Raw genomic sequence first — 13,537 nt, forward strand, 5'->3', positions numbered from 1 at the left:
TGCGCGTGAGCTTCGGCCCGCCTCCTTCCATGTACACCCAGTCCGCCCTGTCGGCGGACGGCCGGCGCAAGAAGCGCCGCAGGAACCAGCTGCTGGGGCTGGCCGGGATCGTCGTCGTGGCGGTGCTGGCCGTGGTCGGCGTCGTGCTGCTGCGCGACGACTCGGCACCGGCCGGGAACGACAAGCCGCAGTCCGTCGCTCAGGGCCGCCTCGACGTCCGGGAGACGGTCGAGAAGAAGCCGGCGAGCACCACGGGCGTCATGGACTTCCGCTTCTCCACCGACGGCCTGGCCCCCGGAGAGCACGAGGACCTGCCGGGCATGTGGGCCACGGACAAGATCCTGGCCAAGGGCATCAAGAACACGCTCGCGGGTCTGCGGATCGGCACCGACGCCTCACCGGGCGACGAGGCGTGGAAGCTGCGGCTCTCCGGTCTCATCTGCGGGTACACGCGTCATGTGACCGTCGACGGTCGTACGGCCGTGCTGTCCAGGTCCCGCGCGAACGACGAGACCGCGCCCTGCGACCACCTCACGTTCGTCGACCTCGACAGCGGACAGATGCTCTGGGAGCACCAGTTCGCGGGGTCCCGGACCGGCGGCGGACAGGACACGCCCAGCGTGACGCTCGCCCACGCGACCGTCGCGGTGAGCTGGGGCGGCGGTGCCGAGGCGTACGACATGGACTCCGGCAAGCTGCTGTGGCGCAGCAAGGCTCCGGAGCAGTGCCGGGACACGGGTGTCGCGGGCGGGCGGGCGCTGCTCGACCGGCTCAGCTGTGCCGACCCCGGCACCAGCTCCACCTCCTGGGAATCGGTCACCTACAAGGTGCGCAAGCTCGACCCGCGGACCGGGCGGGTCGCCTGGACGTACGCGGTGGCCCCGGGCGTCAGGGACGTGCGCGTGCCGTCCACCGACCCGGCCGTCCTCGCGACGGCGGCCGGCGAGACCGGGTACACCGAGCTGCTCTCCCTCGACGCCCACGGCACGGTCCGCGCCACCATCCGGCTCCAGTCCGGCACCTATGTCGGCGAGTGCTCCGACGAGGTGGACCTCGTCGTCCTCGACGACTGCCCGACGATCGCGGTCGGCGCCGGGCAGGCCTTCGTGCGCAGCAAGGAGGCGGGAGGTCTCCACACCTCCAACTGGATCATCGGCTTCGACCTGGCGACCGGCAACACGGTCAAGAAATACGAATCGGGGCCCAACGCCCTGCTGTACCCGATACGGATGAGCGGTGACCAGCTCCTGGCGCTGCGACTGGGCCAGGACCACATCTCGCCCTCGGCACTCGTCAGCCTCGATCCGCGCACGGGCGCCGAAACCCCGTACCTCTACTTCAGCGTGGCGAGCGAGGCAGAGGCGCTGACCGTCCTGGGCGGGAGCGACGTGGTCGTGCAGAACGGCCGCCTCTTCTTCGGCAGCCGCTCCGTGGACGGCCCGTCGGGCAAGCAGAAGCAGTGGACCTGGATGGTCCTCGGCATCGGAAGCCTCGCCGCGAAGCACTGACCCGCCGACGAACGAACGAGACGAACCGAACAGCGAACGAGACGAACCGAACAAGACGACAAGCGAACAAGACGACAAGCGAACAAAGAGGGGGCGGCACGCGCGCGCGTGCCGCCCCCCTCATGACCGGCGCGGCGGCCTACAGCCGCCTCACTCCTTGGCTGCCGCCCCGCCCTCTCCGGGCGCCGGCTCCAGGTCGAACTCTCCGTCGCGGGCGCCGAGCACGAAGGCGCGCCACTCGGCCTCGGTGTAGCGGAGCACCGTGTCGTGGTCCAGGGACGAGCGCATGGCCACGGCGCCGCCGGGAAGGTAGGCGATCTCGACGCGCTCCTCGTGCTCCTCCGTGCCGGGCGCGCAGTGCCACTCCACGCCCGAGATGTCCAGGGCGTACAGTTCGTCGCGCTCCCGCTCCTTGCGTGCCTTGATCTCCGCTTCCGTCTCCGCCATGCCGCAGCGACCCCTTCCCGACGTAGTGTCCCGACGTAGTGACGGCGTAGTACGACCGCAGTAGTAGTACGACCCCAGTACCTCTCGGGTACTGTCCGCCGCGCTCACCCTAGTGGCCCGCGCGGCCTCGCCAGGAGGCTTCCCGGAGCGCGGTGAGGGCGGCCGCGGCCGCCTGGTACCCTGAGTGACGGCCGTTTGTGTACGCACCCCCGGCGCATCCGCAGGTGACCCTGCACGCCCTGGAGGCCGCGCCCAGCGGATCCCCGCCTCCCGAGTCACGGAAGCTCCCCTGAGAAGAAGACCAGGGGCACTCGGTGGCCACTCACAGACCATGAGGAGTACGCGTGTCGCTCGACGCCGCTACGAAGAAGCAGATCATCGCCGAGTTCGGTACCAAGGAGGGTGACACCGGCTCCCCCGAGGTCCAGGTCGCTCTGCTCTCCCGTCGGATCTCCGACCTGACCGAGCACCTCAAGACCCACAAGCACGACCACCACTCCCGCCGTGGCCTGCTGATCCTGGTCGGTCAGCGCCGCCGCCTGCTGCAGTACCTCGCCAAGAAGGACATCCAGCGCTTCCGTGCGCTGGTCGACCGTCTCGGCATCCGCCGTGGTGCGGCGGGCGCCAAGTAAGACGCCGTGAAGGGAGCGGTTCCCGGGAGACAGGGGGCCGCTCCCTTCGCCGTATGTGCGCGCGGTGGCATCGCCGCCCGCGCACGGCGGCTTCCCCGCAGGGCGGCGGAAGCCGCGGACGGCCCGCGCGGCCCCTCCGTCCGAGCGGAGACGTGCGGACTGTCAGTGCCGCTTTGTAGTGTGGTACCAGAAGGCACTACGCATGACACAGCGTGATGGCTCTTCCCCCGCAGGGGGCGGGCCGTCGCGCACGACGAACGAGGAGGAGCGCGCCTAGCCGCCGCCGGTCCTCGGTAGTGGCCCCCGGGAATGCGTCCCGGGTGCTTCGATCGAAGACCGGCCCGCACCGCACGGGAGCGCTTCTCCGCCACCGTCCCCCCGCCACACGGGCGGGAGGGACGAGGACGAGGAGAAAACGCTAGTGGAGAACGAGACCCACTACGCCGAAGCCGTGATCGACAACGGTTCCTTCGGCACCCGCACCATCCGCTTCGAGACGGGCCGCCTGGCCAAGCAGGCCGCCGGCTCCGCGGTCGCGTACCTGGACGACGACACCATGGTGCTGTCGGCCACCACCGCCTCGAAGAACCCCAAGGACCAGCTCGACTTCTTCCCGCTGACGGTGGACGTCGAGGAGCGGATGTACGCCGCCGGCAAGATCCCCGGCAGCTTCTTCCGCCGTGAGGGCCGCCCCAGCGAGGACGCGATCCTCACCTGCCGCCTCATCGACCGTCCGCTGCGCCCGTCCTTCAAGAAGGGCCTGCGCAACGAGATCCAGGTCGTCTGCACGGTCATGGCGCTCAACCCCGACCACCTGTACGACGTCGTGGCCATCAACGCCGCCTCCGCGTCCACACAGCTGGCCGGTCTGCCCTTCTCCGGCCCGATCGGCGGCGTGCGCGTCGCGCTCATCAACGGCCAGTGGGTCGCCTTCCCGACGCACACCGAGCTGGAGGACGCCGTCTTCGACATGGTCGTCGCCGGCCGTGTCCTGGAGGACGGCGACGTCGCGATCATGATGGTCGAGGCCGAGGCCACCGAGAAGACCATCCAGCTGGTCAAGGGCGGCGCCGAGGCCCCCACCGAGGAGGTCGTCGCCGCCGGTCTGGAGGCCGCCAAGCCCTTCATCAAGGTGCTGTGCAAGGCCCAGTCGGACCTCGCCGCCAAGGCCGCCAAGCCGACCGGCGAGTTCCCGATCTTCCTCGACTACCAGGACGACGTCCTGGAGGCGCTGACCGCCGCGGTCAAGCCCGAGCTGGCCCAGGCGCTCACCATCGCCGGCAAGCAGGAGCGCGAGGCCGAGCTGGACCGCGTCAAGGCGCTGGCCGCCGAGAAGCTGCTGCCCGAGTTCGAGGGCCGCGAGAAGGAGATCTCCGCCGCGTACCGGGCGCTGACCAAGCAGCTGGTCCGCGAGCGCGTGATCAAGGAGAAGAAGCGCATCGACGGCCGTGGCGTGACGGACATCCGTACGCTCGCCGCCGAGGTCGAGGCCATCCCGCGGGTGCACGGCTCGGCGCTGTTCGAGCGGGGCGAGACCCAGATCCTGGGTGTCACCACCCTGAACATGCTGCGCATGGAGCAGCAGCTGGACACCCTCTCCCCGGTGACCCGCAAGCGCTACATGCACAACTACAACTTCCCGCCGTACTCCACCGGTGAGACCGGCCGCGTGGGCTCCCCCAAGCGCCGCGAGATCGGCCACGGCGCGCTGGCCGAGCGCGCGCTCGTCCCGGTGCTGCCCTCGCGCGAGGAGTTCCCCTACGCGATCCGCCAGGTCTCCGAGGCCCTCGGCTCCAACGGCTCGACGTCGATGGGTTCGGTCTGCGCCTCCACCATGTCGCTGCTGAACGCCGGTGTGCCGCTGAAGGCCCCGGTCGCCGGCATCGCCATGGGCCTGATCTCCCAGGAGATCGAGGGCGAGACGCACTACGTCACCCTCACCGACATCCTCGGTGCGGAGGACGCCTTCGGCGACATGGACTTCAAGGTCGCCGGCACCAAGGAGTTCGTCACCGCCCTCCAGCTCGACACCAAGCTGGACGGCATCCCGGCCTCCGTCCTGGCCGCGGCCCTGAAGCAGGCCCGTGACGCCCGCCTCCACATCCTCGACGTGATGATGGAAGCGATCGACAAGCCGGACGAGATGTCCCCGAACGCGCCGCGGATCATCACCGTGAAGATCCCGGTCGACAAGATCGGTGAGGTCATCGGCCCCAAGGGCAAGATGATCAACCAGATCCAGGAGGACACCGGCGCCGAGATCACCATCGAGGACGACGGCACCATCTACATCGGTGCCGCCGACGGCCCGTCCGCCGAGGCCGCCCGCGCCACGATCAACAGCATCGCCAACCCGACGATGCCGGAGGTCGGCGAGCGCTACCTCGGTACGGTCGTGAAGACGACCACCTTCGGTGCCTTCGTCTCCCTGCTGCCCGGCAAGGACGGCCTGCTGCACATCTCGCAGATCCGCAAGCTGGCCGGCGGCAAGCGCGTGGAGAACGTCGAGGACGTGCTCGGTGTGGGCCAGAAGGTCCAGGTCGAGATCGCCGAGATCGACTCCCGCGGCAAGCTCTCCCTCGTCCCCGTGATCGAGGGCGAGGAAGAGAACGAGACCCAGAAGGACGACGCCGCCAAGTGACGTCCCGTGGCTTCAAGGCGACGGCCCGCACCTCCTCGGAGGCGCGGGCCGTCGCCCGTACCCAAACCCTCATCAAGGGCACCAACGGCATCGGCACCGTGCGCCGCACCACCCTCCCCGGCGGCCTGCGCATCGTCACCGAGACCCTGCCCTCGGTGCGCTCGGCCACCTTCGGCATCTGGGCGCACGTCGGCTCCCGGGACGAGACCCGGTCGCTGGGCGGTGCCACGCACTACCTGGAGCACCTGCTCTTCAAGGGCACCGCGCGCCGCTCCGCGCTGGACATCTCCGCCGCCCTGGACGCCGTCGGCGGCGAGATGAACGCGTTCACGGCCAAGGAGTACACCTGCTACTACGCGCGGGTGCTCGACACCGACCTGCCGCTGGCCATCGACGTGGTCTGCGACATGCTCACCGGCTCGCTGATCCGCGAGGAGGACGTCGACGTCGAACGCGGCGCGATCCTCGAAGAGATCGCCATGACCGAGGACGACCCCGGCGACTGCGTGCACGACCTGTTCGCGCACACCATGTTCGGCGACAGCCCCCTGGGCCGCCCGGTCCTCGGCACCGTCGACACGGTCAACGCGCTCACCGCCGACCGCATCCGCCGCTTCTACAAGAAGCACTACGACCCCACCCACCTCGTGGTCGCCTGCGCCGGCAACATCGACCACAACAAGGTCGTACGCCAGGTCCGCGCCGCCTTCGAGAAGGCCGGCGCCCTCAAGGACCCCGAGGCCGTGCCCGTCGCCCCGCGCGACGGTCGGCGCGTCCTGCGCACCGCCGGCCGCGTGGAACTGCAGAGCCGGAAGACCGAACAGGCGCACGTGGTCCTGGGCATGCCCGGCCTGGCCCGCACCGACGAGCGCCGCTGGGCCCTCGGCGTCCTCAACACGGCCCTGGGCGGCGGCATGTCCTCCCGGCTGTTCCAGGAGGTCCGGGAAAAGCGCGGCCTGGCCTACAGCGTGTACTCCTACACCTCCGGCTTCGCCGACTGCGGCCTGTTCGGCGTCTACGCCGGCTGCCGCCCCAGCCAGGTGCACGACGTGCTGCGGATCTGCCGCGACGAACTCGACCACGTCGCCGAGAACGGCCTGAGCGACGAGGAGATCGGCCGCGCCATCGGGCAGCTGCGGGGCTCCACCGTCCTCGGCCTGGAGGACACCGGCGCGCTGATGAACCGTATCGGCAAAAGTGAGCTGTGCTGGGGCGAGCAGATCTCCGTCGACGACATGCTGGCCAGGATGGCGTCGGTGACCCCGGACGAGGTCCGCGAGGTCGCCCGGGACATCCTGGGACAGCGCCCGTCGCTGTCGGTCATCGGCCCGCTCAAGGACAAGCAGGCCGCCGGCCTGCACGCGGCGGTCTCCTGACCGCTCCGGTCTACGATCCCTGGTCACCACCTCGCTGAACCCGGTCAGAGCGCCGGTCAGCCCCGGTCGTAAGGAAGCAAGAGATGAGCAAGCTGCGCGTGGCGGTCCTCGGTGCCAAGGGCCGGATCGGCTCCGAGGCCGTACGGGCGGTCGAGGCCGCCGACGACATGGAGCTGGTCGCCGCCCTCGGCCGGGGCGACAAGCTGGAGACCCTCGCCGAGACCGGCGCCCAGGTGGCGGTCGAGCTGACCACCCCGGCGTCGGTCATGGACAACCTCGACTTCTGCGTCCGCAACGGCATCCACGCCGTCGTCGGCACCACCGGCTGGACCGACGAGCGCCTCGCGCGGCTGCGGGAGCGGCTCGCCGCCTCCCCGCAGACCGGCGTGCTCATCGCCCCGAACTTCTCCATCGGGGCCGTGCTGACCATGAAGTTCGCGCAGATCGCCGCGCCGTACTTCGAGTCGGTCGAGGTGGTCGAGCTGCACCACCCCAACAAGGTGGACGCCCCCTCCGGCACCGCCACGCGCACCGCCCAGCTCATCGCCGAGGCCCGCCGTCAGGCCGGTACGGCCCCGGCCCCGGACGCCACCGCGACCGCGCTGGACGGCGCCCGCGGCGCCAGCGTCGACGGCGTGCCCGTCCACGCCGTACGGCTGCGCGGCCTGCTCGCCCACCAGGAGGTCCTGCTCGGCGGCGAGGGCGAGACGCTCACCATCCGGCACGACTCGCTCCACCACAGCAGCTTCATGCCCGGCATCCTGCTCGGCGTGCGCCGCGTGGGCACCACTCCCGGCCTGACCTTCGGCCTGGAACACTTCCTCGACCTCAGCTGAGCGAAGAGAAACCCCGAGCCCCTCATGCGCGCGAAGATCACCTATCTCGTCACGGCCGCCGTCCTGGTCTTCTACTTCGTCCTGGTCGGCAGCCGCGGCGTCATGCTCATCCAGTCCGGCACGCCCGTCACGGTCACCTTCGGGATCGCCGTACTGATCCTGCCGGTGATCGGCCTGTGGTTCCTGTGGAAGAACACCCAGTTCGTCCGCCGGGCCAACCAACTCGCCGCCGAACTCGACGCCGAGGGGGGCCTGCCCGTCGACGAGCTGAAGCGCACCCCCAGCGGGCGCATCGACCGCGACTCGGCCGACGAGGTCTTCGCCAAGCGCAAGGCCGAGACGGAGGCCGCCCCCGAGGACTGGCGCACCTGGTTCCGCCTGGCCGTGGCCTACCACGACGCCCGCGACACCGCGCGCGCCCGCAAGGCGATGCAGCGCGCCATCGCCCTGCACGACGGCAAGCCGATCCCGGCGCCCTGACGGCCAACGCCCCCGCCCGCGGTTCGCGGGCGCGCGGGCACTCCCGGACGAGAGCAGACGGGGGGCCGGGTGACAGCCGGGTCACGGCACCCTGACGGCGGGCTTCGCCGGTCAGCGGCCCCGGTACTCCTCCGCCCACGCCTCCACCGCGTCCGCCGCCCGGTCGAACGCCGGCAGACGGCCCAGGAAGTCGGCGTTGTGCGTGGTCAGCAGCGGCGGAACGGCCCGCGGATCCCGGCCGTCCCTGCGCTCCAGCACGAGGGCCTGCCCCTGGACCGTGCGCGGCAGCCCGAGCCAGCGCACGGGCTGCTGCAGCGTGCGCGCCCCGGCGACCTGCGCCCAGGGCGTCGTACGGCTGACGAAGAAGCCCACCTGGCGTAGGCCGCGGGCGCTGACCCACACGCCCACGCGCAGCAGCCGCAGTGCGCAGGCGATGACGACCAGCGCGACGCCGAGGCAGACCGCGGCGCCGGACGGGTCCCCGGTCAGCGCGGTCGCCCCCCCCGCGAGCAGGACGAACGCGGCGAGCAACAGCACCAGCGCGGCCCCGCCCCCCCGCCACGGCCCGGGCCGGTAGGGGCGCCTCCAACGCTCCCGGTCGTCGAACGGCAGCGCAACGTCGTCCACTGCGTCGAAGGCGCGGTCGGCCGTCAGGAAGGACAGGGGCACGGCTGGTCCTCACTCGATCCCGGCAGGGGCTGTGCCGGTGAGGCTATCCGGCTGTGTCGTCGCTCACCACCCGCGGGGGGCCGACGGGGCGGGCAGGCTCAGCGGCTCTGCACGGCCTGCTGCGTCTGCGCGGGGGAATGATCGGCCGACAGCGCGGGCATGCCCAGGATCAGCGAGCCCACGAGTCCCGCGACGATGGTCAGGCCCAGCAGGCAGCGCCCGGCTATCTGCCCGGCGGTCGGCCGCGGCCGGGGCGGGGGGGTGACATTGCTGCGGAACCTGTCGGCCTCGGCGACGAAGGCGAACGGGACAGACTCCCGCCGAACGGACATCGGCGCTCGGCTCCTTTCCGGATCGATGAAGCAGCGATCGAACGTGAGTGCGCCACCCATACACATACGTGGGTGTCTCACCCATACAGACGCACGAGTGTCCCGAAAGGTGCCCGCTTTCCCTGAATTCGCGGATCTTCACCGAAGATGTCGCGGCCCGGCACCGAACGCCCCGATGTCAGAGCCGGGCCGTAGAGTGGGCGCCGCCCGAAAGACCTGACGGGCCGCCCCGCACGAGGTGAGGGAGGGGACCCCGCGAGCCGTGACCGACACCCCCGCCGACGACCTGAAGCCCAGCTTCCGCAGCGATGTCACCGTCGAGCTGGTCAAGCACACCGCCTCGGACGCCGACGTGCTGTTCGCCGCCCGCGTCTCGACCATCGGCGAGCAGTCCCTGGACGAGCTGGACAAGGACCCGGAGCGCTCCAAGGGCCTGATCAACTTCCTGATGCGGGACCGGCACGGCAGCCCCTTCGAGCACAACTCGATGACGTTCTTCATCAGCGCCCCGATCTTCGTCTTCCGCGAGTTCATGCGGCACCGCGTGGGCTGGTCCTACAACGAGGAGTCCGGGCGCTACCGCGAGCTGCAGCCCGTCTTCTACGTCCCCGACGCGTCCCGCAAGCTGGTCCAGGAGGGCCGCCCCGGCAAGTACCGGTTCGTCGAGGGCACCCAGGCCCAGCAGGAACTGGTGGGCCGGGTCATGGAGGACTCCTACCGGCAGGCGTACGAGTCCTACCAGGAGATGCTCGCGGCCGGGGTCGCCCGCGAGGTGGCCCGCTCGGTCCTGCCCGTGGGCCTGTACTCGTCGATGTACGCCACCTGCAACGCCCGCTCGCTGATGCACTTCCTCGGCCTGCGCACCCAGCACGAGCTGGCCAAGGTGCCCTCGTTCCCGCAGCGGGAGATCGAGATGGTGGGCGAGAAGATGGAGGCCGAGTGGGCGAAGCTCATGCCGCTCACCTACGCCGCCTTCAACGCCAACGGCCGGGTCGCGCCGTAACGCCCGTCGCACCGGTCCCCGCACCCGTTACCGCAGGTACTGGTGTGCGGGTCAGCCTCGCGAAGTGTCCGTATTGCGGCCTTTGTGGAAGTTCATCTAGCCTGATCAAACGGACCCGGCACTGCTTGAACCCCCGAGCAGGCAGTGCCGGGCTCCTTCTTTGTCACGACTTGTCACCCGCCCCGAGGGAAGCCTCCTCCCGGAGCAGCGAGTAGCGTGTTACCCATGGCTCCGACCTCGACTCCGCAGACCCCCTTCGGGCGGGTCCTCACCGCCATGGTCACGCCCTTCACGGCGGACGGCGTACTCGACCTCGACGGCGCGCAGCGGCTCGCCGCCCACCTGGTGGACGCAGGCAACGACGGCCTGGTCGTCAACGGCACCACCGGCGAGTCCCCCACCACCAGCGATGCGGAGAAATCGGACCTCGTACGCGCGGTCGTGGAAGCCGTCGGCGACCGCGCCCACGTCGTGGCCGGCGTCGGCACCAACGACACCCACCACAGCATCGAGCTGGCCCGCGCCGCCGAGCAGGCCGGCGCGCACGGCCTGCTCACCGTCACGCCGTACTACAACAAGCCCCCGCAGGAGGGTCTGTACCGGCACTTCACGGCCATCGCCGACGCCACCGGGCTGCCCGTGATGCTCTACGACATCCCCGGCCGCAGCGGCGTCCCGATCAACACGGAGACGATCGTCCGCCTCGCAGAGCACCCGCGGATCGTCGCCAACAAGGACGCCAAGGGCGACCTGGGCCGCGCCAGCTGGGCCATCGCCCGCTCCGGCCTCGCCTGGTACTCCGGCGACGACATGCTGAACCTGCCGCTGCTCTCCGTCGGCGCGGTCGGCTTCGTCTCGGTCGTCGGGCACGTCGTCACCCCGGAGCTGCGGGCCCTGATCGACGCCTACACCTCCGGTGACGTCCAGAAGGCGACCGAGATCCACCAGAAGCTGCTGCCGGTCTACACCGGCATGTTCCGCACCCAGGGCGTCATGACCACCAAGGCCGCCCTCGCGCTGCAGGGACTGCCCGGCGGACCGCTGCGGCCGCCCATGGTCGAGCTCACCCCCGAAGAGATCGAGCAACTCAAGATCGATCTTGCCGCCGGCGGGGTACAGCTCTGACAACGAGACTTCGCGAGGTCCCCTCGCACCGCCCGGCCCCGGCCCTCCGGCACGAGGCCCACGGGCGACACAACTGAACAGGCAGGCCGACCGGTGCCTGCACAAGAGAACCGACAACGACAACTGCTTCTGCACGAACGTCACGCGCGCCACGTGCCACCGGTACGTGGCGCGCGTGGTTGAGGAGAATCTTTTGAGTCATCCGCATCCTGAACTCGGCCCGCCCCCGCCCCTCGCCGAAGGCGGCCTGCGCGTCACCCCGCTCGGCGGTCTGGGCGAGATCGGCCGCAACATGACGGTCTTCGAGTACGGCGGCCGCCTGCTGATCATCGACTGCGGAGTGCTCTTCCCCGAGGAGGAGCAGCCCGGAATCGACCTGATCCTGCCGGACTTCTCGTCCATCCGGGACCGTCTCGACGACATCGAGGGCATCGTCCTCACCCACGGCCACGAGGACCACATCGGCGGCGTCCCCTACCTCCTGCGGGAGAAGCCGGACATCCCCCTGATCGGCTCCAAGCTGACCCTCGCCCTCATCGAGGCCAAGCTCCAGGAGCACCGCATCCGCCCCTACACCCTGGAGGTCGCCGAGGGGCAGCGGGAGCGCATCGGCCCGTTCGACTGCGAGTTCATCGCGGTCAACCACTCCATCCCCGACGCGCTCGCGGTCGCCGTCCGCACACCCGCCGGCATGGTGGTGCACACCGGCGACTTCAAGATGGACCAGCTTCCGCTGGACAACCGCCTCACCGACCTGCACGCGTTCGCACGCCTGAGCGAGGAGGGGATCGACCTCCTCCTGACCGACTCCACGAACGCCGAGGTCCCCGGGTTCACCCCGCACGAGCGGGACATCTCCGGCGTGCTGCGCCAGGTCTTCGCCGGCGCCCGCAAGCGGATCATCGTGGCGAGCTTCGCCAGCCACGTCCACCGCATCCAGCAGATCCTGGACGCGGCCTACGAGTACGGCCGCCGCGTCGCCTTCGTCGGCCGCTCGATGGTCCGCAACATGGGCATCGCCAGGGACCTCGGCTACCTGAAGGTGCCGCCTGGCCTGGTGGTGGACGTCAAGACGCTGGACGACCTGCCGGACCACGAGGTGGTCCTCGTCTGCACCGGCTCGCAGGGCGAACCGATGGCGGCCCTGTCCCGTATGGCCAACCGGGACCACCAGATCCGCATCGTCGAGGGCGACACCGTGATCCTGGCGTCCTCGCTCATCCCCGGCAACGAGAACGCGGTCTACCGCGTGATCAACGGCCTCACCCGGTGGGGCGCCAACGTCGTGCACAAGGGCAACGCCAAGGTCCACGTCTCGGGCCACGCCTCGGCCGGCGAGCTGCTGTACTTCTACAACATCTGCCGCCCGAAGAACCTGATGCCGGTCCACGGCGAGTGGCGGCACCTGCGCGCCAACGCCGAGCTGGGCGCCCTCACGGGTGTTCCGCACGACCGCATCGTCATCGCCGAGGACGGTGTGACCGTCGACCTCGTCGAGGGCAAGGCCAAGATCTCCGGCAAGGTCCAGGCCGGCTACGTGTACGTCGACGGCCTCTCCGTCGGTGACGTCGGCGAGCCCGCGCTCAAGGACCGCAAGATCCTCGGGGACGAGGGCATCATCTCGGTCTTCGTGGTGCTGGACTCCACCACCGGCAAGGTCACCGGCGGCCCGCACATCCAGGCCCGCGGCTCGGGCATCGAGGACTCGGCCTTCGGCGAGGTCATGCCGAAGATCGCGCAGGCCCTGGAGAAGTCGGCCCAGGAGGGCATCGCCGACAGCCACCAGATGCAGCAACTCATCCGCCGCACGCTGGGCAAGTGGGTCTCGGACACCTACCGGCGCAGGCCGATGATCCTCCCGGTCGTCGTGGAGGTCTGACGCACCGCCGGACGCGGTCCGGAGCCCGTTGACGCGCGGTCCGACGGGTGAACTGCTGGCGGGGCGCCTCGATTTGCATCGAGGCGCCCCGCTCCAGTACGTTTACGGCTCCGCCCACACGGGAACCCGGCCGCCTCAGGCGTCCCGGACCACGTTCCCGGAGGGGCGGGAAAACCGACTCAGAATCTCTGATAAAGTCGGAACCGCCGGAAAGGGAAACGCGAGAGCGGGAATCTGGAAAGCACCGAGGAAATCGGATCGAGAAAAGATCTGATAGAGTCGGAAACACCGAAGGGAAGCGCCCGGAGGAAAGCCCGAGAGGGTGAGTACGAAGGAAGCGACCGTTCCTTGAGAACTCAACAGCGTGCCAAAAGTCAACGCCAGATATGTTGATACCCCGTCTCCGGTCTGATGGCTGGGGCGAGGTTCCTTTGAAATAACACAGCGAGGACGCTGTGAACCGTGAGGATTATTCCTCCTCGCGGTTCCGCTCTCGTGGTGTTCGCCCCGATCACGGGGAAGCATTCACGGAGAGTTTGATCCTGGCTCAGGACGAACGCTGGCGGCGTGCTTAACACATGCAAGTCGAACGATGAACCTCCTTCGGGA

Annotated in this window: 12 protein-coding genes; 9 read left to right on the forward strand and 3 right to left on the reverse strand. The window is 69.8% G+C overall.

Annotation, left to right across the window (positions count from 1 at the left end; translation table 11 throughout):
* Positions 1 to 29: 29 nt before the first annotated feature.
* On the forward strand, positions 30 to 1,508 hold the full coding sequence (locus tag GV126_RS23985; protein ID WP_159670377.1) for an outer membrane protein assembly factor BamB family protein: 1,479 nt from the start codon (positions 30 to 32) through the stop codon (positions 1,506 to 1,508).
* 150 nt (positions 1,509 to 1,658) lie between these two features.
* Here the strand turns inward: GV126_RS23985 and GV126_RS23990 are convergent, their stop codons facing one another.
* On the reverse strand, positions 1,659 to 1,955 hold the full coding sequence (locus GV126_RS23990) for a DUF397 domain-containing protein (RefSeq protein ID WP_159670380.1): 297 nt from the start codon (positions 1,953 to 1,955) through the stop codon (positions 1,659 to 1,661).
* Positions 1,956 to 2,299: 344 nt separating this feature from the next.
* On the opposite strand from GV126_RS23990, the gene rpsO reads away from it, so the two are divergent.
* From rpsO to GV126_RS24015, 5 genes are all read left to right on the forward strand, one after another.
* On the forward strand, positions 2,300 to 2,587 hold the full coding sequence (rpsO, locus tag GV126_RS23995) for a 30S ribosomal protein S15 (protein ID WP_003997419.1): 288 nt from the start codon (positions 2,300 to 2,302) through the stop codon (positions 2,585 to 2,587).
* Between the two features lie 421 nt (positions 2,588 to 3,008).
* On the forward strand, positions 3,009 to 5,228 hold the full coding sequence (locus GV126_RS24000) for a polyribonucleotide nucleotidyltransferase (protein WP_028424456.1): 2,220 nt from the start codon (positions 3,009 to 3,011) through the stop codon (positions 5,226 to 5,228).
* Positions 5,225 to 6,604 (forward strand): M16 family metallopeptidase, encoded by a 1,380-nt coding sequence (locus GV126_RS24005; RefSeq protein WP_159670383.1) that lies wholly within the window; start codon positions 5,225 to 5,227, stop codon positions 6,602 to 6,604. Before GV126_RS24000 ends, GV126_RS24005 begins: the two co-directional genes overlap by 4 nt.
* Positions 6,605 to 6,687: 83 nt before the next feature.
* The gene (gene dapB / locus GV126_RS24010) at positions 6,688 to 7,440 is read left to right on the forward strand and encodes a 4-hydroxy-tetrahydrodipicolinate reductase (protein WP_159670386.1); all 753 of its coding nucleotides are present in this window, start codon (positions 6,688 to 6,690) and stop codon (positions 7,438 to 7,440) included.
* 24 nt (positions 7,441 to 7,464) lie between these two features.
* A complete protein-coding gene (locus tag GV126_RS24015; protein WP_159670389.1) occupies positions 7,465 to 7,920 on the forward strand; it encodes a tetratricopeptide repeat protein in 456 nt (151 codons plus the stop codon).
* Positions 7,921 to 8,031: 111 nt separating this feature from the next.
* Here GV126_RS24015 and GV126_RS24020 read toward each other — a convergent pair whose 3' ends face one another.
* A complete protein-coding gene (locus GV126_RS24020; protein ID WP_159670391.1) occupies positions 8,032 to 8,589 on the reverse strand; it encodes an SCO5741 family PH domain-containing membrane protein in 558 nt (185 codons plus the stop codon).
* Positions 8,590 to 8,687: 98 nt separating this feature from the next.
* A complete protein-coding gene (locus GV126_RS24025) occupies positions 8,688 to 8,921 on the reverse strand; it encodes a hypothetical protein (protein ID WP_159670394.1) in 234 nt (77 codons plus the stop codon).
* 262 nt (positions 8,922 to 9,183) lie between these two features.
* On the opposite strand from GV126_RS24025, the gene thyX reads away from it, so the two are divergent.
* The 3 genes from thyX (at position 9,184) to GV126_RS24040 (ending at position 12,928) form a co-directional block, all read left to right on the forward strand.
* Positions 9,184 to 9,924 carry an FAD-dependent thymidylate synthase gene (thyX, locus tag GV126_RS24030; protein ID WP_159670397.1) on the forward strand — a complete coding sequence of 247 codons (741 nt, stop codon included), beginning with the start codon at positions 9,184 to 9,186 and terminating at the stop codon, positions 9,922 to 9,924.
* Between the two features lie 225 nt (positions 9,925 to 10,149).
* Positions 10,150 to 11,049 (forward strand): 4-hydroxy-tetrahydrodipicolinate synthase, encoded by a 900-nt coding sequence (dapA, locus tag GV126_RS24035; RefSeq protein WP_159670400.1) that lies wholly within the window; start codon positions 10,150 to 10,152, stop codon positions 11,047 to 11,049.
* A 193-nt stretch (positions 11,050 to 11,242) separates the two neighbouring features.
* On the forward strand, positions 11,243 to 12,928 hold the full coding sequence (locus GV126_RS24040; RefSeq protein WP_159670403.1) for a ribonuclease J: 1,686 nt from the start codon (positions 11,243 to 11,245) through the stop codon (positions 12,926 to 12,928).
* The last annotated feature ends 609 nt before the right edge of the window (positions 12,929 to 13,537 follow it).

Source organism: Streptomyces mexicanus, assembly GCF_902506575.1.
Classification (GTDB): Bacteria; Actinomycetota; Actinomycetes; order Streptomycetales; family Streptomycetaceae; genus Streptomyces; species Streptomyces mexicanus.

What these genes read in the sequence shown, in the direction of transcription:
- GV126_RS23985 (WP_159670377.1), top strand. Translation starts at nt 30, where the DNA reads ATGTACACCCAGTCCGCCCTGTCGGCGGACGGCCGGCGCAAGAAGCGC.
- GV126_RS23990 (WP_159670380.1), bottom strand. Translation starts at nt 1,955, where the DNA reads ATGGCGGAGACGGAAGCGGAGATCAAGGCACGCAAGGAGCGGGAGCGC.
- dapB (WP_159670386.1), top strand. Translation starts at nt 6,688, where the DNA reads ATGAGCAAGCTGCGCGTGGCGGTCCTCGGTGCCAAGGGCCGGATCGGC.
- GV126_RS24015 (WP_159670389.1), top strand. Translation starts at nt 7,465, where the DNA reads ATGCGCGCGAAGATCACCTATCTCGTCACGGCCGCCGTCCTGGTCTTC.
- GV126_RS24025 (WP_159670394.1), bottom strand. Translation starts at nt 8,921, where the DNA reads ATGTCCGTTCGGCGGGAGTCTGTCCCGTTCGCCTTCGTCGCCGAGGCC.
- dapA (WP_159670400.1), top strand. Translation starts at nt 10,150, where the DNA reads ATGGCTCCGACCTCGACTCCGCAGACCCCCTTCGGGCGGGTCCTCACC.